The following is a 21,205-nucleotide window of genomic DNA, read 5'->3' on the forward strand; positions in this document are numbered from 1 at the left end:
GCCCCTGCAAACTGGGTATTCTTTGTGGAAAGTTCATTCTGCGCTTTCCCAGGTGCCTCCAAGCTCTGTTTCCCCAGCGAGTCAGACCGGCAGCCAAAAGAACAAGCGATTTACGATTTTTTATTTATTTTTGTAAATCGATGTAGTGTAGCATTGCCTATGTTCCAGGAACGCTTGCTTTTGATAGATTGTGAAAATTCTGTTAGTAGAAAGTGACGGCCTCACCGCCAGTCTGCTTGCAGAAGCCTTGACGGCTCAGCAGTATACGGTCAGTATTCTAAGCACGGCTGAGCAAATTGACCTTGATTCCGTTTTAGCGCTTGACTATGATCTGATTCTCCTGACGCTGTTTATTGCGAACTTCAACGGCGTTGAATTTTGCCGGCAGCTGCGCCAGCGGGGCTATCAGAAATCAATCTTGCTAATCATTGGCAGCAGTTCTAGCTCAGAACTGACAGCTGGACTGGAGGCCGGAGCCGATGACTTTATTACTCAGCCCTACAGCCTGCCAGATTTAGTTACTCGCATCCAAGCGCTGTTGCGCCGCGATCGCCTCTTGACCGCCCCTCGGCCAAACGTGATCAGTCGCGGTAACTTTGTCCTCAATCTTGAAACGGCTACCTTGAGGTACGGGCAAGCAGCCATTTCGCTCACGCCCCAGGAAGCTAGTTTGATGACGCTTTTGCTCCAGAATCCTGAACGCGCCTTTAGCCGGACTCAGCTAGCTGAACGGCTCAGTTCGGCTGAAAATCAGCTCAGTCCCCGCGCCGTAGCCGAGCTGGTTCGCAAACTGCGCCGTAGGTTCAAACAGGCCGATCTAAACATCGATCCGATTGAGACGGTTTATGGCTCTGGCTACCGGCTACATCTACCAGCGGCCCAGCTCCCGACTCCCTGGTCATCTATCTCCAACAGACTGACCCCTTCCCCAGAACTCAACCAAGTCCTAGAACGGTTTCGCAGCTCGTTTCAGGAGCAGGTCAGCCGCTTAGAGCAGGTTTGTCAAAGCCTGCTGACAAGCGGCCCTCAGCCTCAAATTAAGCAGTCTGGAGAACAAGAAGCCCATAAGCTAGCGGGGGGACTCGGCATCTTTGGTTACTCAACGGCCTCAGATATTGCCCGCGAAATTGAGCGGATTTTAGGGGATCCTAACCGCTCTAGCAAAGCCCTGATTCAAGACCTAGCAGCGCAGCTCACCGCCCTCAAGCAAGCCCTCACCTATCCCCCCGCCCTGACTTCGCCAACCCCCTTATCAACTGACCCAGTTCCCTCAGTTCTGGTCATTGATGACGATATTGCCCTGACAGAAATGCTGAGGCAAGATGCGATCGCCTGGGGGTTTAATCTGATCGTGGCCCATGATCTCAGCAGCGCCCGCCAGCAGATTATGCAGTCTGCGCCAGATGTGATTCTGCTTGACTTGCTTTTTCCCGATACCGATGAAAATGGCCTGGCGCTACTGCGAGAGCTACAGGAACAATTTGCCGAAATTCCCGTCCTTACCATGACTATTCGCAATCGCTTAGTCGATCGGGTGACAACAGCAAAGTTAGGCAGTCGGGGCTTTCTAGCCAAGCCCATTCCCTCGGCCCAGATTTTTGAAGAGGTAATGAAAGTCCTCTTCCAGCGACAGGTAAACAGCAGTAAGGTGATTATTGTCGATGCCGACGCCACGTTACTCAGTCACATGAGTATCTTCTTGAGTAGCCACAATTTTCAGGTAGTGGCTATCCAGAATCCCAACGATTTTTGGCACGTGCTTACCGCTATTGCTCCCGACTTGCTGATTCTCAATGCTCAAATGCCGACCTTTAGCGGCTTAGATTTGTGTCAGGTGGTGCGACAAGATCCGCATTGGGGCGACCTGCCCATCGTTCTGATTACGCCAAATGATAGCCAGGCAGCTACTGAGGCGGCCTTTGAGGCCGGAGCCGACGATTTTGTCAGCCAGCCAGTTAATCCCTCTGATCTGCTGCGTCGTACGGTAGGCCGCGTGGAGCGGGCCCGACTGCAAAAACAGATCAAGCGGCATAAGCAGCAGGAGCAGCAGGCACTCTACCACCTCGCCACAATCGATACGCTCACTCAAATTGCCAATCGCCGCCGCCTAAACGAGTATCTAAATCACGAGTGGCAAAGAATGCGGCGCGAGCAGGAAAATCTGGCGCTGATTCTCTGCGATATTGACTACTTTAAAAACTACAACGATTACTACGGCCATCCAGCCGGAGATGTTTGCCTGCAGCAGATTGCGCAAACCATTCATACGTTGATTAACCGTCCGGCTGATTTGGTAGCACGCTACGGCGGGGAAGAATTCTGTATTGTCTTACCCAAAACGCCTCTAAATGGAGCTATTCACGTAGTCAATCAAATTCAGCAAGCGATCGCTCAGCTACAGATTGCCCATGAACCGTCCCCGATCAGCGACTTTGTGACCCTCAGCTTTGGCATTACGCTGTTAGCGCCAACAACGGCTGAAAGTTCAGTTAGTCAGCTAATTGCAGCGGCTGATCAGGCCCTTTATGAAGCGAAGGCTCAGGGCCGCAATACTTTCTGCACGGTTTTGCCATAGAGCCTATGTGTTGTCACGGTTAGCCCTGCATGAGAAGTCTGTTTGCAGTTTGCCACACTGTCTTAATCTCGCTGCGTTCCGCTTTAGCGGAGTTTTTAGAACGTTGGCTGAGCGATCGCCCCAATAAATATATTTTGGCCTGGGGCGCACTTGTCATTCTACAAATGAGCCTGATTGCAGGCACAATTGGCTACTTATCTAGCCATCATGGGCTGACAACTCAAGGATTAAGCTGGCTTAGTTTTAGCCTGGCCGGATTGATGAGCCTACTGGCTCAATACCAGTATCATCAGGCGCAGACACAGGCTGCTAAAAGCGAACCGCTGACGGCTATACTCAAACAATTTCCCTTAGCCCTTGGCATCACCACCCCAAAGGGTTGCCTGACGCAAGCCAATGTCGCCCTCTGTCAGCTCACAGGCTATAGCCAGTCAGATTTATTAGCAAAGTCTTTTACTGAGCTAATTGATCCGCGCGATCGCCCTTATTTTGAATCAGCCCTGTGGCAGCTATTTCGGCAGCAGCAGAGGCATTTCAGCCTGCAACTGCGCTTAAGAAAAAAGTCAGGCTCAAGTATTTGGATCGCCATTGAGGCTTCACTCATTCATCTACAAGCACAGCCATCATTTTTAGTTTTTTTGCTGCAGGAGACACACCCATACCAGCTATCAGCACAGCCACAGTCAGAGCTAATTTCAGCTGTTAGCCACGAACTAAAAACGCCTTTAACGGCAATTAAAGGCTCTCTAGGACTGCTAGAAACCGGCCTCTATCACCATCAGCCTGAGCAAACTCAGCGCATGTTAGAAATTGCCAACCTAGAGTGCGATCGCCTAATACGCCTGATCAACAATATCTTAAATGTTGAGCGATTACAGGCAGGAACGACATGGCTACAGCCTCAGATCTGCGACGTCAGCGACCTTTTAAATCAGGCTTTTAGGAGCGTGCAACCAATTGCTGCAGAAAAGTCAGTTTTGTTAGATTTGGAGCCGTCAGGACAGCAGGTATGGGCCGATCCAGATGCTGTCCATCAAATTTTGATCAACCTGATTGACAATGCCGTTAAATTTTCAGAGGCCGGCAGTACCATATGGATTACAGCAGCTCTTGATGTCAAAGGGCAGGCTCGCAATCGTTTAGAAAACTCTGAGCCGAACATTTTATTTTCTATCCGGGATCAGGGGAAAGGAATTGTGGCTGACAGATTGCAGCTAATTTTTGAGCGGTTTCAATTCGCAGAAACATCAGGCTTTGAGCCGGGCAGAGGTACGGGCTTAGGGCTAGCTATTTGTAAGAGCCTTGTGGAACAGCAGGGAGGTCAAATTTGGGCAATTAGTCAGCTGGCTCAGGGCAGTACTTTTTTCTTTACCTTACCGCAGCCTTCGGATCAAGAATCTTATAAGATTTAATTCTGAACTCTAACTTTTTTTGCAGCCAAACTCAGTTTATTGTTTTTCACCTGTCTATTTTTTGAGGAGATTAAAATACTAACATCAGCCACAATAAGTCCGCCCATCATCGTTAAAAATGGTCAGAAAAATTCTAATTGTCGATGATGATGAGCGGATTTGCGAAGTGATTCGGGCCTGTTTAGAAGATTTAGCTGGCTGGCTGACGCTGACGGCTCAGTCGAGCACTGAGGGGTTGTCTCAGGCAAAAATAGAGCAGCCCGATGCTATTTTGCTAGATGTTTCAATGCCAGATATCAGCGGCCTAGAGTTTCTAGCGGCGTTGAAAGCCGAAGCCTCAATCAGCTACATTCCAGTCATTTTACTGACGGCCAAAGGGACCCCTAGCGATCGCAATCGGTTTTCCCAACTCGATGTCGCCGGGGTGATTTATAAGCCCTTTAATCCTGTTGATCTAAGCCGTCAGGTAGCCCAAATTTTGCGCTGGCCTGAGGGCCGGTGTTAATTGCAGCTCTAACATATCAGCGGCGATCGCGCTCTGTCAGGTTTCGCGCAAAACCCAGGGAAAACTCTCGCTGCAAAGAATTTTCTAGTTAGCATAGAATCGTTCAAATTCTTGGCGGTCGCTTGCCGCCGGGTTTTAGCCCTCAGCGATAAAAATTCCCTATGTCTTTTTTATCCGACACGGTTGTACTCTCGCGGATGCAGTTCGCGCTGACAGCCATCTTCCACATGATTTGGCCTGTCCTGACGACTGGGCTAGGTATTTATTTAGTTCTAGTCGAGGCCCTGTGGCTCAAAACCCGCAATCCGGTTTACTACTATCACGCTCGCTTCTGGTCTAAGCTCTATATTCTCAATTTTGGTATTGGTGTCGCCAGCGGCATTCCTATGGGCTTTCAGTTTGGCACCAACTGGGCCCCCTTTTCGGAAGCCGTTGGTAACTTCTTTGGCAGCATTATTGGCTTTGAATCTTCCTGGGCCTTCATGCTAGAAGCCGCCTTTCTCGGCATCATGGTGTTTGGCTGGGAGCGTGTTAATCCGATCATTCACTTCGTAGCCACTATTCTGGTCGCCTTTGGCGCCAATCTCTCTACCTTTTGGATTTTGACTGCCAACTCGTGGATGCAAACCCCGGCAGGCGGCCAGTTTGTAGACGGCATTTTTATCGTCAGCGACTACTTTCAGGCCATTCTTAACCCGTTCATGGCAGTTAGTGTCGCCCATATGTTTTTGGCAACGCTAGAAACTTCGCTATTTGTTATTGGCGGCATCAGCGCCTGGTATATCATCAATCAGCGTCAGCCCGAATTTTTTACCAAGGCTTTCAAAATCGCGCTTGCCACCGCGATCGCTGTTGCCCCCCTGCAAATCTACGTCGGTCATCTCAGCGGCGAGCAGGTCTATCACCGTCAGCCGACCAAAATGGCAGCGATGGAGGCGCTTTGGGAAACTCAGCCCGCCGGGCAGCCTGCTGATTGGAGTTTAGTTGCTCTGCCCAACAAACAGGCTGAGCAAAACGACTGGGAAATCAAAGTGCCCAATGCCCTCGGCTACATCTTGGAGCTGAAGCCCAATTTATCGGAGCCGGTTCAGGGACTGAAAGAATTTCCGCCTGAAGATCGCCCCGGCATGATTGGGCTGGTTTACTATTCCTTCCGGGCCATGATTGCCATCGGTTTTTTCCTGGCGGGTCTGATGTTGCTAACGACCCTGCAGTGGCTCCGAGGCCAGCTTTCACCTGAAAATATCACCCAGCAGCGCTGGCTATTACGAGGCTGGATTTTCTCGGCTCCTCTGGGCTATATCGCTGTAGAATCTGGCTGGATCGTGCGCTGTGTAGGTCGTCAGCCGTGGGTCGTGTATGGTCAAATCCGTACGGCTGATGCGGTTTCTAGCCTGCCACCTAGCGATGTGCTGACTACCCTCATCGGCTTCGCTTCCACCTATACGGTCTTGTTCATCGCCGCGCTTTATTTTGGCAGCCGGATTATTCGTCGTGGCCCTCGCCTAGATTTGCCTATTCCAGGCGTTGAGGAAAAACCCGCTGTGGACACTGAACCCGGTCAATTCACGCCTGATGAACGCCCTGTCGAAGCCCAGCAGTAATCGATTCGCTTATTTATGAATACGCTCAGCTACTTTTTACCCCAAGTCTGGTTTGGCATTCTGGCCCTTTTTCTGTTTCTCTACGTCATGCTTGACGGCTTTGATCTGGGCGTTGGCATTCTTTCGCTCACTTCTTCCTCAGAAGAGCGTCGCGGCATCTTGATGACGAGCCTCAGCAACGTCTGGGATGCCAATGAAACCTGGCTAGTGCTGATGGGAGGCAGCCTATTCGGCGCGTTTCCGCTGGCTTACGGCACTATTCTCAACGCGCTGTATATTCCTATTTTCATCATGCTGTTCGGCATCATCTTTCGAGCCGTTGCCTTTGAGTTTCGGGAACAGTCCAACCGCAAGTTTTTTTGGAATACGGCCTTTGGGGCAGGTAGCTTCGTCGTGGCTGTCGGTCAGGGGTTTGCCCTAGGCGGCGTTCTGGCAGGCATTCCGGTAGATGCGACCGGCCATTTTGTAGGCAGCACTTGGGAATGGTTGAACCTGCCGTCTGTGCTGGTAACGCTGACCCTGATTCAGGGATACGTACTGATTGGCTCTACCTACCTGGTTTGGAAAACCGAAGGGGAACTGCAGCAAACCCACTACCGCACCGCCAAAATAGCCGCTATCACAACGCTGGTCGGCGCTATCTTGATTACGATCGCAACGCCCATCTTTTACAACTATGCCCGCGATCGCCTGTTTCAGGCACCCCAAGTCTATCTCTTCGCCGCTATCCCCCTGCTGGGAGTTTTACTGATTACGCTGCTGCTGCGCAGCCTCAATCGCCAAGAGGAACGATGGCCCTTTGTTTTGACCATTCTGTTGTTTCTGCTGACGTTCGTGGGGCTAGCCTTAGTGGTGTTTCCCTATATTATTCCGACCCAAATCACGATTTATCAGGCCGCAGCCGATCCCAGTGCGCTTGTCTTTATGCTGATTTTTATCGGCGGTCTGATTCCCGTCATGTTGTTTTACAACCTCTATCAGTACATCGTGTTTCGCGGTAAAGTAACCAGCGGTGGTTACGGTGGCGAATGATAACTGCCGCTATTAGGGCATTTTCCCGAACGGTTTATGAGCAGCTATTCCTACCAGATTCGAGCGAGCGCCAGGGCTAAACATGTCTCCATCAAAATCTCTCCTTACGGTCAGATAGAGGTGGTTGTTCCCCGCCAGTTTGATACTCGGCGACTCCCCGAAATTTTAGAGAAAAAGCAGACCTGGATTGAGCAAACCCTGGCTAGATTGGCAGCCCAGCGGCAGTCAGCCGATGCGGCTCTAGCTGAAACCAGACCCAGCCAGATACAGCTGCGATCGCTCGACGAAATTTGGGATATTGTCTACCAGCCCAGCCAGAGCGAGCGGCTTCAGGTCAAGACGCTTAGCTCGCAGCGACTAGCCGTCACGGGTCCCGTAGCAGAAACCGCAATCTGTCAGGAAGCTTTACGGCGCTGGCTGCAGCGTAAAGCCCAGCAGATTTTGCCGCGCTGGCTGCAGCGCCGGAGTCGAATGGCGGGGCTGCCCTATAGACAAGTTGCTATTCGGGGCCAGAAAACACGCTGGGGCAGTTGCTCTAGCCAGCAGCACATCAGCCTTAACTACAAGCTCTTGTTTCTGCCGCCGTCCCTAGTAGACTACGTGCTAGTTCACGAGCTTTGCCATACCCGGCAGATGAATCACTCCCCGGCCTTCTGGAGTCTAGTAGCGCAGCAAATGGCAGACTATCAGCAGCACAAAACCCAGCTTAAACAGGCTTGGCAGTACATCCCACGGTGGGTAGAGCAGTAAAGGCGACAGGCGCAAGCTGGCGTAAATTCGGGATTATGGACAGCAAGGCTAACTCTAAGCTAAAGTGGTACTGACTATGTTTTAGGAAAGTGCTGAGCCAGTCGCTGATTGTATCTGTTTACGATGGATTAGTGACTCTATCATAGTCGAGCCTGAGCCAACTTCCCTTCTCATAAGCGGCATCCAGCGGGCTAGATTAGCCCTGTCGTTACTTTCAGAATTCAGCCACGATAGAATTTGGAGCGGGAAACAAGCTTGGGGTTATCAGCCGTTTTCTCAAGGGGATTGGAGTATGACATCAATGCCAAGTAAAGCAAACACTAACAAGCCACTTCGATCTTTAGACGACGCGCTGGAGCGCTGCCAGGAGTTAGGAATGCGCCTGAGCCGTCAGCGGCGCTATATCTTAGAGCTGCTTTGGCAGGCCCAAGAACATCTTTCAGCCCGCGAAATCTATGACTGTCTTAATCGCCAGGGCCGGGAAATTGGGCACACGTCCGTTTATCAAAACTTAGAAGCGCTATCAGAGCAGGGCATTATTGAATGTTTAGAGCGCTCTGATGGTCGTCTTTATGGCAACATCAGCGATTCCCACAGCCATGTCAACTGTTTGGACACAAACCAAATTATTGACATCCACGTGGAGCTGCCGGCAGAGGTTATTCGTCAAATCGAGGCCCAAACGGGCGTTACCATTACGGACTATCGCATCGATTTTTACGGCACTAAAACTCAGAGCGCGTAGTCTGCCACCCTATCTACGGCAAGCGTAGCGGTAATCAACAAAAAACAAGCTGCTCTCCTGTAGTGAAAGCAGATAGTGCTGTTGTGGAAATTAGCTTGTTTTTGCGTGAGCGAGATTAAAGCTGGAGGCGATCGCGCCTATTTGTTAAAAACGTCGCGGGTAAACAAAACCAAGACAGTGCCAAAAACAACGGCGGCAAAAGCAAGATCCATGAAAAGTCTCCTAAGGTGTGACATCAATCAGCGCCAACCCAGTCGCTAAAAGGCTGGCTGGCCTCTCCCCTAACTTAACGCGATCGCTCTGTCAGGGTACAGACTGGTATCACCCTCTATTTTTCCCGCCTATCAGCCGCGAATCTGCACGGGCATAACCAGATAAGTCATCTTAGAGCCGCCCAGAGGAGACAGGACAGCAGGGCTGGTCGCGCTGTTGCACTGAAGCTGCACTTCTGAAGTATTTAAGACTTTGAGGCCATCGAGCAGATACCGCACGTTAAAAGCAATGTCTATGCTGTCGCCGGTAATTTGGGCCGCCACGTTTTCGCGACCGCTACCGACTTCCTGAGCTTCTACCGTCAGAGCGATCGCCTGCTCCTCGTTGTCGAGACTTAGTTTGACAATGTTGTTCTTTTGGTCGGCCAGTACGGCGATGCGCTCTAGGGCCAAGACAAACAGCTTGCGATCGACCGTCATCTGGCGGGAGAACTGGCGAGGAATCAGTTGGCGATAGTTGGGATATTGGCCTTCGAGCAGGCGGGTGGTGATTCGCTGCTGGCCTAGCTCAAAAATCACCTGGGTTGGATCAAACCGAAGCGCAATGGCCTCGCTGCCCTGATGCATCTGCAAGACTCGCTCCAGTTCGCGCAGTGCTTTGCCGGGTACGGTCACTTCGATGGCCGTTTCCTCGACAGCCTTTTCTACAGGCGGCTCAGTCGTCTGGACTACCGCAAGACGGTGCCCATCTGTGGCGGCAAACTCCAGCGCTGCTGTTTCGCTAAGCAGGTGTACGCCGGTCAGGACCTGTTTTGTCTCGTCAGTGCTGGCCGCAAAGAGGGCACCCCGCAGCCCTTCCAGCAATACTTCCGGCGAAAGTTCTGTCGCCTGCCCCGCTTCTACCTCAGGCAAATTGGGGTATTCATCGGCACTCAGTCCCCGCACCTGGTAGTGTCCGGAAGCGCAGGTCAGCGTGATCACCGTTTCGGCTTCAGTTTCTTCTAAAACAAGGTCTTCATTGGGCAGACGAGAAACAATATCCCCCAGCAGCTTGGCTGGCAAAGTTAGGCGACCTGAGCGTTCCACCTGAGCGGCAAAGCAGGTTTGTATGCCCAAACTTTCATCAAATCCCGTCAGCGCGACCTGCTGAGTTTCTGCATCAGCCTTGAGCAAAACATTGCCTAAAATGGGCTTACTAGGGCGAGAAGGCACGGCCCGACTGACTAGGGAAAGATGGGTATTTAATTCGCTCTGAGAACAAACGAACTTCATGGATTTTGTGGGGTTTCAAGGCGTTTAATCTAGCGAACCAGGCAGCTTACTCAGGATTCTAAGGGCTGGATGCCAATCGTAACACCCCTGGCTAGAAGTTCAATCTGAAAAGTTTCCTCAGCCTTAAGATCTTCTCCTGGTTTAAAAGCTTTTTAAAAATAGTAGTAGTAGGGGCTGTGGAAAATGTGGAAAAGATGGGGGATCGTCCATACAGAAATGCTTTAAGCGATCGCGGGCCTGTGGAAAACTTGTGGAAAACAAAACAGGTTTTCCACAAGCCTTGTGGATCCTCAGTTTTTTTCCACTATAGAGTCTGATTTATCCCCTAACTTTCCACAGTTTTTCCACAGAGAAGAATTAGTTTTCCACAGGCTGAATCCGCAATTTTTTAAAATTCTTTACCTAATGTTAACTGAGCCAATCCCAAAATCTGTCTTAGAAAAGGCATAGCTATCCTGAAACCGCCATAGAATAGCGTCATCCTTTTTGGGTTGCAGCTAATGATGTATTCTTCCTCTGCCGATCCGCTTCAGGCTGGCTGGTATGCAGCCTTGGGAGCGCTGCAGCGTATGGCACGTTTGCCCCAGCAGCCTCAGCAGCTTAGTCAAGACTGGCAGCAACTCCAGCAGCGTCCCGCCAGCTTTTTTGAGGATTTGAGGGCAGAAGGTGCCTCAGTTGCTCACGCTTGGGAGCAGCGCTGGCCCCATCTGGGGAAAGAGGCTTGTGGCGCTCAGGCTTTACCCAAATTCATTACCCGTCCCAGCGAGCAAACATTTTTGTCGCCCTACGACCTGAAAAATACCCAACTTTTTGGCTTTGTCTTGGAGGGGTCATTGGCAAGGCTGCAAACGCTCTGCGATCGCTTTCTGAATCAGCCTGCTGACGGAGCGGTGTATTATCAGGCGGCGATTCCCTACGTTGTAGTTAGCTTTCAGCAGATGGGACATGTCAGCTCAGTCAATCTGCCAGATGCCAACCGAGGATATCTGTCTGAGCAAGAAGTAGCGATTTGGGTTTTGACCCTGGCAGGGAAGAAATATGGCCCCGTCTTTCAGGCAGAGCGCTTGGCCTGGTTTATCCCCTACATGTTTGCCAGCAATGAGCCGATTATTGCCTCTGGCCGAGAAGTCTGCGGCTTTCCTAAAGAATTAGGCAAATTTAAGCTCCCCGATCCGAACCATCTGACTGAGCCAGCTCACCTGCAGGCACTAACCTGGCAGACTCTATCGGCCCAAACTCCAGCCCGCTGGGAAACGCTGATCGAAGTCAAAGCCGCTGAGATGGCTAAACCCGTCAGGCACTGGCAGAGTGCTGTGGAGGCAGGCAGCCATTTGGCCGAACTGCTGTTGGGCGGTCAGCATCCTGTCGATGTACCCGGCTGGGAGCTGCCGTTTAATCTAGCTGACTATTTGCTGAAAGAGGAGGTGCCCTTTGTGCTGCTAAAGCAGTTTCGGGATGCCGTTGTAGGCGATCGCGCTTGCTATCAGGCCATTGTAGAAACGCCAGCACAGCTAACGGCCTTACACGCTGGCGGGCTGCTGGGCACAGAACAGCTGGGCTACAAGTTTGAGGTCGAAATCGGGCAGTTTGCTAGCCATCCGCTGGTGCAGGAACTTGGACTCACCGCACAGGCAGGCAGCCTGCAACCTCACGGGCCTGCCCTAATACCTGTCAAATTTGCTTTCTGGCTAGATTTCGACTTTCGCCTGCAGAACGGCAAGATTATCTGGCAGGCCCGCTAAAGGCTTGAGGCCCGGCCAAGTTAGGCGATATGGAATTTATCCCGTTTTGGCCAGTTTTTGCCGAAAAGAACCGCATCGGCACTGAGGACATAGCTAATTAGCCCCCCAAGAAAAAATATGTCTGAACTTCCTCCGCGCCAAAAAATCGCCATTCTCGGCGGCGGCATGGCTTCTTTGACCACTGCTTATGAGCTGACAAGCCAGCCTGGCTGGGACAGCCTCTACGAGATCACGGTTTATCAAATGGGCTGGCGGCTAGGCGGCAAAGGCGCTAGCGGTCGCAATTTGCAGACCCATGCCGATGCGCCTGAACCCACCTATCGGATTGAAGAACACGGCCTGCATATCTTTTTCGGCTTTTATGAAAATGCCTTCCGCATCCTGCAGCAGTGCTATGCCGAGATGGGCGGCAACGGGCCATTGGCGACGGTTGAAGATGCCTTTAAGCCCCACGATTTAATTGTGCTGCAGGAATATGTCAACGCCCAGTGGCAGCCGATCGCGCTAAATTTTCCACCTAATAATCTGCGGCCCTGGACCGGGGGCGGCAACTTTTCGCTGTGGCAGCATTTTTGCACTACCATTCGCTTTGTGCTGCAGCTATTTGTCGAGTACCGCCAAATTCAGCGATCGCCCCAAACGCCTGAAACAGCTACCCCACCGTTTCTCGAAACCCTAATTGAGCAGTTTGAGATTGGCCGCGAAGTTTTAGAGCTGGCTTTTGACGGCGTGTTTTTGCATTTGCCAGAGCAGCTGCTGCGATCGCTGCTGCAGGAGCCTCAGCGGTGGCAGGCTTGGCTCAGCAGTGCTGCAGAAAGGATAGATAAAACGCTGAAGCATTGGGGTGTTGGCGCAGAAGGGACGTTTCTGCATCTAGCGCTGCAGCTAGCCGAGGCCCTGCCGGAAAATCCCAGCTTTCACCGCCGCGAACACCACAGCCTGCTAGTTCAGCTATTGGAGCGCTTTGGCGATCGCTTTAGTCTCCGCTGCGCTACCGATTCAGATCAGATACACGAAGGCCACTGGCGCATTGCCCTGATTGATATAGCTTTAGCCAATCTACGGGGACTGCTGGCTGACGGCATTGTCTATCACGGTTCCCTGGCAGCGATCGACCACCTTGATTACCGAGAATGGCTGCTGCATCACGGCCTGCGCCCTAGCAGCTTGCAGTCGGCCTTTATTCGTGTACTCTATGACTTGGTCTATGCCTTTCCCGGCGGCGATATTACCCAGCCGCGACTGGCGGCTGGGGTGGCAGTGCGCATTCTGATTACCGTCATCTTTCAGTACAACGGGGCGGTGATGTGGAAGATGCAGGGGGGCATGGGAGATGTCGTCTTCACGCCGCTCTATACGGTGCTGCAGCGGCGGGGCGTCAAGTTTGAGTTTTTCCAGCGAGTGCGGCATTTGCATCTAAATGCAGAAAAGACGGCGATCGCCCGTATTTCACTGGGCCGTCAGGCACAGCTCAAGCATCCCGATCGCGGTTATGAACCGCTGATCTCGGTCAAGGGTATGCGGTGCTGGCCCAGCGAGCCGCACTACGAGCAGCTGGTTGAAGGGGAAGAACTAAAGCAGCAAGGCATTAACCTAGAGTCCTACTGGTCACCTTGGAAACAGCGAGAAACGCCGGTTGAGCTAGAAGCGGGCCAAGACTTTGATCTAGTGCTGCTAGGCATTTCGCTGGCGGCGCTGCCGGATATCTGTCAGGAACTGGTTGCCGCTAGTTCGAGCTGGAAAACTTTGCTTGCAGACACCCAAGCCAAAACTGTGCCGACCCAAGGGGGACAGCTCTGGCTAAAATCGACGCTGCCGCAGCTTGGCTGGCCGCTGGCGAGTCCGGTTGTTGGTGCCTATGTGGAGCCGCTGGATACCTACGCCGACATGAGCGATCTGCTGCCGAAAGAAAACTGGCCAGCGGCCCACTATCCGCACTCTATTGCCTACTTCACGGGGGTTATTGCCGATCCGGGGATTCCCCCTGCTGAGGACTATGATTTTCCGGCTCAGGCTCAGGCGACAGTCGATGCGCGATCGCTCCACTTCTTGACCAACGATATTGGCTACCTGTGGCCCCTGGCAACCGCTGCTGGCGAGCCGCGATCCCTGGAGGCCAACCTGCTGGTCGATCTAGATGACGGGAAAGGCTTAGCCGAACGCTTTCAGTCTCAATACTGGCGAATCAACATCTTCCCTACGGAGCGCTATGTGCTCTCTTTACCAGGAACGCTGGCGCAGCGGTTAAAAGCCGATGAATCCGGCTTTAGCAATCTCTATTTGGCCGGTGACTGGATCAACAATGGCTATAACGCTAGCTGTATTGAAGCAACTGTTATGTCTAGTATGCAAGCAGCCAGAGCTATCCTGAAGCAGCAATTCAATTTGAGTTACGGAAAACAAATTATTGGTGAATGGGACTCCTGGATGTTTGGAAAATATGCGTAAATATTGATCGAAGCTGTAGTTTGTCAAAAATAGTAACGGCTTAATTCAGGGTGGGCATTTATCCAAATGTTGCGGTGATTGGCTCTCGGTCTTGGCTCTTTTGTCTGTGTAGCCGATGACAAAAGCTACAGCTTTTTTGCCCAGGTCACGCTTCAATTCAATTAGTCTCTAGCGCCCTCTTCTAAGTACCTTCATGATTGTGCTGCCGGGCTACGATATTTCAGAGATTATCAATCGTGGAACTCGGATTGACGTTTACCGAGGGCTGCGCCAGGCCGATCAGCAGCCGATTGTGGCTAAAGTGCTTAAGGCTCAGTATCCCCAACTGCAGGATATTGCCAAGCTGCGGCACGAATATCAGCTAACTAATTCGCTAGCGATCGCCGGTGTTGTCAAGTCCTATACCCTGGAAAAATATCACAATGGCCTAGCCCTAATCCTAGAAGCGTTCGGTCATGAATCGCTGCGACAGGTGATGCAGCGTCAGCGGTTTACGCTGGCCGAATTTTTGGAGATTGCCATTCAGCTAGCGGACATCTTGGGGCAGCTCCATCAGCAGGGCATCATTCACAAAGATATCAAGCCAGCCAATATTATTTTCGATATTTCGGCGAAGACGGTCAAAATTACTGACTTTGGCATTTCTTCACTGCTGTCTCAGGAAACTCAGGCTCACAGCAGTCCCCGCGAGTTTCAGGGCACGCTGGCCTATATGTCACCGGAACAAACCGGGCGCATGAACCGCTCCATCGACTATCGCACCGATCTCTATTCCCTAGGTGTCAGCTTTTATGAAATTCTCACCGGACAGTTGCCGTTTGATGCCCGCGATCCAATGGAAATTGTTCATGCTCATATTGCCAAAACGCCGCTGCCGCCTCACGAGCTACGGGCTGAGGTTCCGCCAACTGTGGCAGCAATTATCTTAAAGCTGCTGGCGAAAACCGCAGAAAATCGCTACCAAAATGCTTTTGGTTTGAAAGCCGATCTAGAGCGCTGTCTAACAGATTGGCAACAGACAGGTCAAATAGAGCTTTTTACTTTGGGGCAGCAGGACTACTCTGGCAAGCTGCAAATTTCTCAAAAGCTCTATGGTCGTGAAGCTGAGGTGCAAACCTTACTGGCCGCTTTCGATCGCATCACTCAGACGACCCAGCAGGCGGAACTCGTTCTGGTCTCTGGCTACTCTGGCATTGGCAAGTCTGCTTTGGTGAACGAAATCTACAAGCCAGTGACACAGCAGCGGGGCTATTTTATTGCTGGCAAGTGCGATCCGCTGCAGCGCAATATGCCTTATGCCCCTTTTCGGCAGGCTTTTCAAGAACTGGTAGCGCAGCTTTTAGCCGAAGATATTTATCAGCTTTCCCACTGGCAGGCGCAGCTATTGTCAATGCTGGGTGAACAGGCCCAGGTGATTATTGATGTCATTCCGGATGTGGAGCTGATTATCGGCCCCCAAGCGCCCGTGCCAGAACTCAGCCCCGTTGAGGCCCAGACCCGCTTCAACCAGGTCTTCATAGAGTTTGTCCAGGCGTTTACCCAGGGCAGCCAGCCGCTAGTGCTGTTTATTGACGATTTACAGTGGGCGGATGCGACCTCACTCAATCTGCTACAGCTCTTGGCAACGACGCTGCAGCCTGGACGCCTGTTGCTGATGGGAGCCTATCGCAGTCATGAAGTTGAGGCGGGACATCCACTGCGAGAGGCGATCGCAACTATCCAGCAGCAGGGCGGCTCGATTCATCAGCTTGAAGTCGGCCCATTACTTTCCCCCCAGATCGCCAATTTGCTAGCCGATACGTTTGTAAATAATACGCCCACCGAAATCCAGCCCCTAGCCGCCCAGCTTTGCGCTCAAACCCAGGGAAATCCCTTTTTTTTGAGACAGCTCTTGCAATCCCTGGCCCAGCAACAGCACCTCAAATTTGACTTTGCCCAAGGGCGGTGGCAGTGGAATATTAGAGACATCAGAGCTTTAGGCCAAGTCGATTTAAGCGTTGCCGATCTGCTGGCGGCCAACATTGAACGCCTGCCGGCGGCGACTCAAACAGTGCTGAAGCTAGCCGCTTGCCTGGGGAATCAGTTTGACCTATCAACGTTGGCACTCATTTGTCAGCAATCGCCCCTGACGCTGGCCCAAAATCTCTGGCCCAGCCTACAGCAGGGACTGGTCTTGCCGCTCAGCGGTGAATATCAGCGTTCTCTAGCTCTAGAAGAAGAAGATTTAGAACAGTTTGCGCTCGAAGAGACGATTTGGGAATATCGCTTTCTCCACGACCGAGTCCATCAGACTGTTTACCAATTGCTCTCAGCGCAGCAGCAACAGGAAACTCATCTTAAAATTGGCCGTCTGCTACTGCAGCAGACATCTCCCTGCAAGCAACAGGAGAAAATATTTGATATTGTCAATCAGCTCAATATCGGCTCCGCCGCCATTGCCGACCTAGCGGAGCGTCTGACGCTAGCTCAGCTCAACCTAGCCGCTAACCACAAAGCTAAACGAGCTGCTGCTTTTGAATCTGCCCGTCGCTATGCGCAAGTCGGAATTGAGCTACTGGGAGAAACCCTTTGGCAAAGCCATTACACTCTGGCCCTAGAGCTGCATATAGAAGCGGCAGAAACCGCCTATTTTGTAGGCGCTCTAGCCGATAGCCAGGATTGGATACAGCGAGTTTTAACGCATGGGGTGACGCTGATTGACCGCGTCAAAGCCTATGAAATTCAAATTCGGGTTTTAATTGCTCAAAAGCAGCTTGTAGAAGCTGTGCAGCTGGGCTTATCTACCCTGAAGCTGCTGCACATCAATCTGCCAGAAACGCCGACCGAAGCTCAGACAGGGCAGGCTCTGATGGCGACGGCTGAGCTAATTGCCTGCCAAACCATTCAGCGACTAGGGCGGCTGCCCCGGATGAGTGAACCCCGCGCTCTGGCAGCCACTCAAATTTTGGGCGCGATTTCAGCAGCGGCCTACGTTACCAACCCCCAGTTATTTGCCCTACTCCAGACCCAAATTATGCAGCTCTCGGTTGAGTATGGTAATGCGCCGCAGTCTGTTTTAGCCTATTCCAACTACGGTTTACTGCTGTGCGGCCTGCTCAATCAGATTGAAGCTGGCTATCAATTAGGGCAGGTTGTTTTAGACTTGCTGGCTCAGTTTCCGTCAAAGGAGCTATCCGCCAAAATTACCTTTATGGTGGCTAACTTCATCAATCCCTGGAAGTTTCATCTGCGGGAAAGTCTGCCCAATCTGCGCTCTAGCATTGATACCGGCCTAGAGGCAGGTGATTTGGAATATGCCACCTGGGGTTACTGGCGCGTTGTCCATTTTTCCTACCTGACGGGTGAACGGCTAAACGAGCTGGAGGCCCGGTTAGAAAATGCCTGCGCGGCTGTAAAGCGCCTAAAGCAAGAGGCCCAGCTCAATCTAATTCAGCTACAGGCTCAAGTGGTGGCGAATTGGCGGGGCAAGAGCGCTAATCCGGTACGCTTAGTCGGTGCTTACTACGATGAAGCGGCCTGCCTCAGTCAGTATGGGGCTACAGGCAATATTTTGGGCTTCTATGAACTGCATTTGCACCAGCTCATATTGCACTATGGGTTTAAGCAATACGAAGCAGCTCTAGAACATGCCGAGGCGGCAGCCAGCTATGTCATGGGCGTGCCTGCCGCTGTTGAAGTAGCGCTGCTGTATTTCTATGACTCACTGACGCGGTTGGCGCTGCTGTCGGCTGAGATGGATCGGGAGCATGGGGACTGGCTCGGCCAAGTGGTGGCAAATCAGACGAAGCTCAGCCACTGGGCTAGCTATGCGCCGATAAACTACCAGCATAAATATGACCTCGTTGCTGCTGAACTGGCCAAGGTGAGGGGCGAGGTACAGCGGGCAATGGCGCTGTACGATGTGGCTATCGAGGGTGCCAAAAGAGCCGCCTATCTGCAGGAGGAAGCGCTTGCTTGTGAGCTGACTGGCGAATTCTATCTCAGCCTCAAGCATGACCGCATTGCCAGAGCCTATCTGCTAGACGCTTTCTACGCCTATCTTCGCTGGGATGCTAAGGCTAAGCTGACCGATTTGGAACAGCGCTACCCGATGTGGCTGAGCCAGTCTGCGCCAGAACCGCGATCGCTCTCTTCTAACGGCTTTACCACCACTACTACCTCTTCCAGCAGCAAGAGCCTGTCGTTAGACATGGTTTCTATTGTCAAAGCTTCGCAAACGATTGCTGAGGAGATTGTCTTAGACAGTTTGCTAGCGCGTCTGATGCGAATTCTGATTGAAAATGCCGGGGCAGAAGTGGGCTACCTGATTTTGCATCAGGAGGATGACTGGACGATTCAGGCGGAGGGCCAGGTCAACTCATCTCAGGTTCAGGTGCTGCAGTCAATTGCTCTCACAGATGAGCGGGCGCGATCGCGCTTGGCGATCGCCGTCATCAACTATGTCATTCGCACCCAGGAGAGCGTGGTTCTCAGCGATGCCGCCTCTGATAGCCGCTTTGCCAGCGATGTCTATATTCAGCAGCGGCAGCCCCAGTCAGTTTTGTGTGCCCCTTTGGCCTATCGGGGACGGCTCAGCGGCGTCATTTATTTAGAAAATAACTTAGCCACAGATGCCTTCACCTTCGATCGCTTAGAAACCCTCAATCTGCTAGCGGCTCAGGCCGCCATTTCAATCGAAAATGCTTTGCTCTACCGCCAGCAAAAAAAGCTCAACCAAGATCTGGCTATTCTCAATCAGAATTTAACGGCGCTAAACCAGGCCTATGAGCGCTTTATTCCCCGGCAGTTTTTGCAATTGCTCAACAAGCGCAGCATCGTCGATGTCAAGCTAGGAGATCAGGTGCAGCGAGAAATGTCGGTACTCTTCGCCGATATTCGGGCGTTTACGGCCATTTCTGAGCAGATGACGCCGGCGGAAAACTTTCGCTTTATTAATACGTTTCTCTCACGCATGGAACCAGCGATCGCCGAGCATGGTGGCTTCGTCGATAAGTACATCGGCGACGCCATCATGGCCCTGTTTGACGGCACGGCTGACAATGCGCTGCGAGCCGCCATCACGATGCTGCGAATTTTAGCCGACTTCAACCAGCGGCAGCGCCTGAGAAACCAGCCCTCCATTCGCTTAGGCATTGGCATCAACACAGGTACGCTGATGCTAGGTACAGTCGGTGGTAACAGCCGCATGGACAGTACCGTGATTAGCGATGCGGTCAATGTCGCCTCGCGGATCGAACAGTTAACCAAAGAATATGGGGCAGCGCTGCTCATTTCGCAGCACACCTTCATGCAGCTAGACGACCCCAATCGCTATGCTCTGCGACTGGTGGGTCATACTACCGTGCGCGGCAGAGTCTCAGCCCTGAGCGTGTATGAAGTTTTCGATGCCGACCCTATTCAGGTCTTGCAGGCAAAAAACGCGACGCGCAGTTTATTTGAACAGTCTCTAGTGCAATATGCTGAAGCAAACTGGCAGACAGCGGCCCAGGGATTTGAGTCCTGTCTCCATCAAAACCCTGCCGATCAGATTGCGCAGCTTTATCTAGATCGCTGCCAGCAGCGACTAAACCATCAAGGCAACTCATAGATTCAGCTAAGGCCCTTATACTGATAGGCTAAAGCTCATAAAATGAGCTAGCGGGTGAGCTATCGGGTCCAGGAATCAGTAGATCGATGATTTTGTCTGAATACGCATTGTCGATTCTGCGAGGAACTGATAACTTACTTAACAATTCATTGCGAATATTTCGCTGGGCTAGATATCTTGCTAAGTTCTAGGCAAACACCTAGCGGGTGCCCGAACGCTCCAATTGCAACGCAGGAATACGGATGACGATGACTCAGCGCGATAGCTCCAAGGCTCCTACCTTAGATACTCCAGAAATGCCCCCCTCGGCGGCGATGGGTGAGATGGATGCGGCTAATCTGGTCGATGCCTATGCCGACGATCTGATGGGCGATCTCTTTGGTGATGTCGATCGCATTTTGGAGGGAGAAACTGAGCTAGCGGATGACTATGCTGAGCCGGATGCAGAAACGACCTACGCCAATGAAGCTTTTTCAGGCGCTATTGTGCCGATTGGTGCTGGCCTAAAGCCCGCTCCCCCGACTTTGGCTTTCTCAGCGCTGTCACCTCCTGTAGCGGCTGCCTCCGCTGAAGCCGCTCCACCTCGCCGCTGGTTTGGTCGCCCTTTCGATCGCTTCTTTTTGGGCGCGGCCTGCATGTCTCTGGTGTTTACCCTGCTGTTGTGGCTGGTAGATAGCCAATACCGCAGCCGCCAGGGCACTGTCGCGCCTGAACTAGAGCTGACCCCTGCTGAACTGCAAGCAGAAGCCGATCGCCAGTATTTAGAGTATTTAGAGCGATCGCTCAACGTGATTGAGCAGCAGCAGGCTCAGGTCGCCACAGCCCCCAATGCGGCTCAGCTTCCCCCAGTCGCCCTGACGCCACCGCCACCGGCAGGGACGCTGCCTCCCCTACCTGGTAGTGCTGCCACCTCGCCCCGGCCTAGCGTAATCGAGCGGGTCTACGTGCCGGTTTATCAACCACCCCAGACCTTGGCGACGGCACCCACAGTAACCCCTTTGCCACCGCGGCCAGCGCCAGCAGCCCCCGCTTCCCCCACTGCGCCGCCAGCTCCCGCGTCGCCAGCCGCTAGGCTGCCCCAGCCCACTCAGACAGCCGCCGCTCCAGTCGTGACCCATCTGCTCGTCGGAATTTTAGAACTGGGCGATCGCTCTGCTGCTTTATTTGAAATAGACGGAGCACCCCAGCGCGTTTATCTGGGGCAGCCCATTGGCTCTAGCGGTTGGACCCTAGTGTCTATAGCCAATCAAGAGGCGGTAATCCGTCGCAATGGGGATGTGCGCTCGGTACTCGTAGGGCAAAAATTTTAATTTCAGGAATG

At 52.3% G+C, this 21,205-nt stretch carries 12 protein-coding genes; 11 read left to right on the forward strand and 1 reads right to left on the reverse strand.

Annotated elements, in window-relative coordinates:
* Positions 1-190 precede the first annotated feature (190 nt).
* The 7 genes from QJQ48_RS14250 to QJQ48_RS14280 all read left to right on the forward strand — a co-directional run bounded on the left by QJQ48_RS14250 (position 191) and on the right by QJQ48_RS14280 (position 8,623).
* Positions 191-2,575 (forward strand): response regulator, encoded by a 2,385-nt coding sequence (locus QJQ48_RS14250; RefSeq protein WP_346291906.1) that lies wholly within the window; start codon positions 191-193, stop codon positions 2,573-2,575.
* Positions 2,576-2,604: 29 nt separating this feature from the next.
* Positions 2,605-3,987: an ATP-binding protein gene (locus QJQ48_RS14255; protein WP_346291907.1), complete on the forward strand. Its 1,383-nt coding sequence runs from the start codon at positions 2,605-2,607 to the stop codon at positions 3,985-3,987.
* Positions 3,988-4,105: 118 nt separating this feature from the next.
* On the forward strand, positions 4,106-4,492 hold the full coding sequence (locus QJQ48_RS14260; protein WP_346291908.1) for a response regulator: 387 nt from the start codon (positions 4,106-4,108) through the stop codon (positions 4,490-4,492).
* A gap of 161 nt (positions 4,493-4,653) precedes the next feature.
* Positions 4,654-6,096, forward strand: coding sequence for a cytochrome ubiquinol oxidase subunit I (locus tag QJQ48_RS14265; protein ID WP_346291909.1), 1,443 nt, complete (start codon positions 4,654-4,656; stop codon positions 6,094-6,096).
* A gap of 15 nt (positions 6,097-6,111) precedes the next feature.
* Positions 6,112-7,128, forward strand: a complete 1,017-nt coding sequence (gene cydB, locus QJQ48_RS14270) for a cytochrome d ubiquinol oxidase subunit II (protein ID WP_346291910.1) — start codon at positions 6,112-6,114, stop codon at positions 7,126-7,128.
* A 36-nt stretch (positions 7,129-7,164) separates the two neighbouring features.
* Positions 7,165-7,878 carry a M48 family metallopeptidase gene (locus QJQ48_RS14275; protein WP_346291911.1) on the forward strand — a complete coding sequence of 238 codons (714 nt, stop codon included), beginning with the start codon at positions 7,165-7,167 and terminating at the stop codon, positions 7,876-7,878.
* A gap of 301 nt (positions 7,879-8,179) precedes the next feature.
* Positions 8,180-8,623, forward strand: coding sequence for a Fur family transcriptional regulator (locus QJQ48_RS14280; protein WP_346291912.1), 444 nt, complete (start codon positions 8,180-8,182; stop codon positions 8,621-8,623).
* Between the two features lie 344 nt (positions 8,624-8,967).
* Here QJQ48_RS14280 and dnaN read toward each other — a convergent pair whose 3' ends face one another.
* Positions 8,968-10,107 carry a DNA polymerase III subunit beta gene (gene dnaN, locus QJQ48_RS14285; protein ID WP_346291913.1) on the reverse strand — a complete coding sequence of 380 codons (1,140 nt, stop codon included), beginning with the start codon at positions 10,105-10,107 and terminating at the stop codon, positions 8,968-8,970.
* 503 nt (positions 10,108-10,610) lie between these two features.
* Here dnaN and QJQ48_RS14290 point away from each other — a divergent pair.
* From QJQ48_RS14290 to QJQ48_RS14305, 4 genes are all read left to right on the forward strand, one after another.
* Positions 10,611-11,849 (forward strand): acetoacetate decarboxylase family protein, encoded by a 1,239-nt coding sequence (locus tag QJQ48_RS14290; RefSeq protein ID WP_346291914.1) that lies wholly within the window; start codon positions 10,611-10,613, stop codon positions 11,847-11,849.
* A gap of 117 nt (positions 11,850-11,966) precedes the next feature.
* A complete protein-coding gene (locus QJQ48_RS14295) occupies positions 11,967-14,297 on the forward strand; it encodes an NAD(P)-binding protein (protein WP_346291915.1) in 2,331 nt (776 codons plus the stop codon).
* Between the two features lie 193 nt (positions 14,298-14,490).
* Positions 14,491-19,884, forward strand: coding sequence for an AAA family ATPase (locus tag QJQ48_RS14300; RefSeq protein WP_346291916.1), 5,394 nt, complete (start codon positions 14,491-14,493; stop codon positions 19,882-19,884).
* A 242-nt stretch (positions 19,885-20,126) separates the two neighbouring features.
* A complete protein-coding gene (locus QJQ48_RS14305; protein WP_346291917.1) occupies positions 20,127-21,194 on the forward strand; it encodes a hypothetical protein in 1,068 nt (355 codons plus the stop codon).
* Positions 21,195-21,205: the final 11 nt, after the last annotated feature.

It is taken from the genome of Sphaerothrix gracilis Ecp01 (assembly GCF_030405905.1).
Lineage (GTDB): Bacteria > Cyanobacteriota > Cyanobacteriia > Phormidesmidales > Phormidesmidaceae > Sphaerothrix > Sphaerothrix gracilis.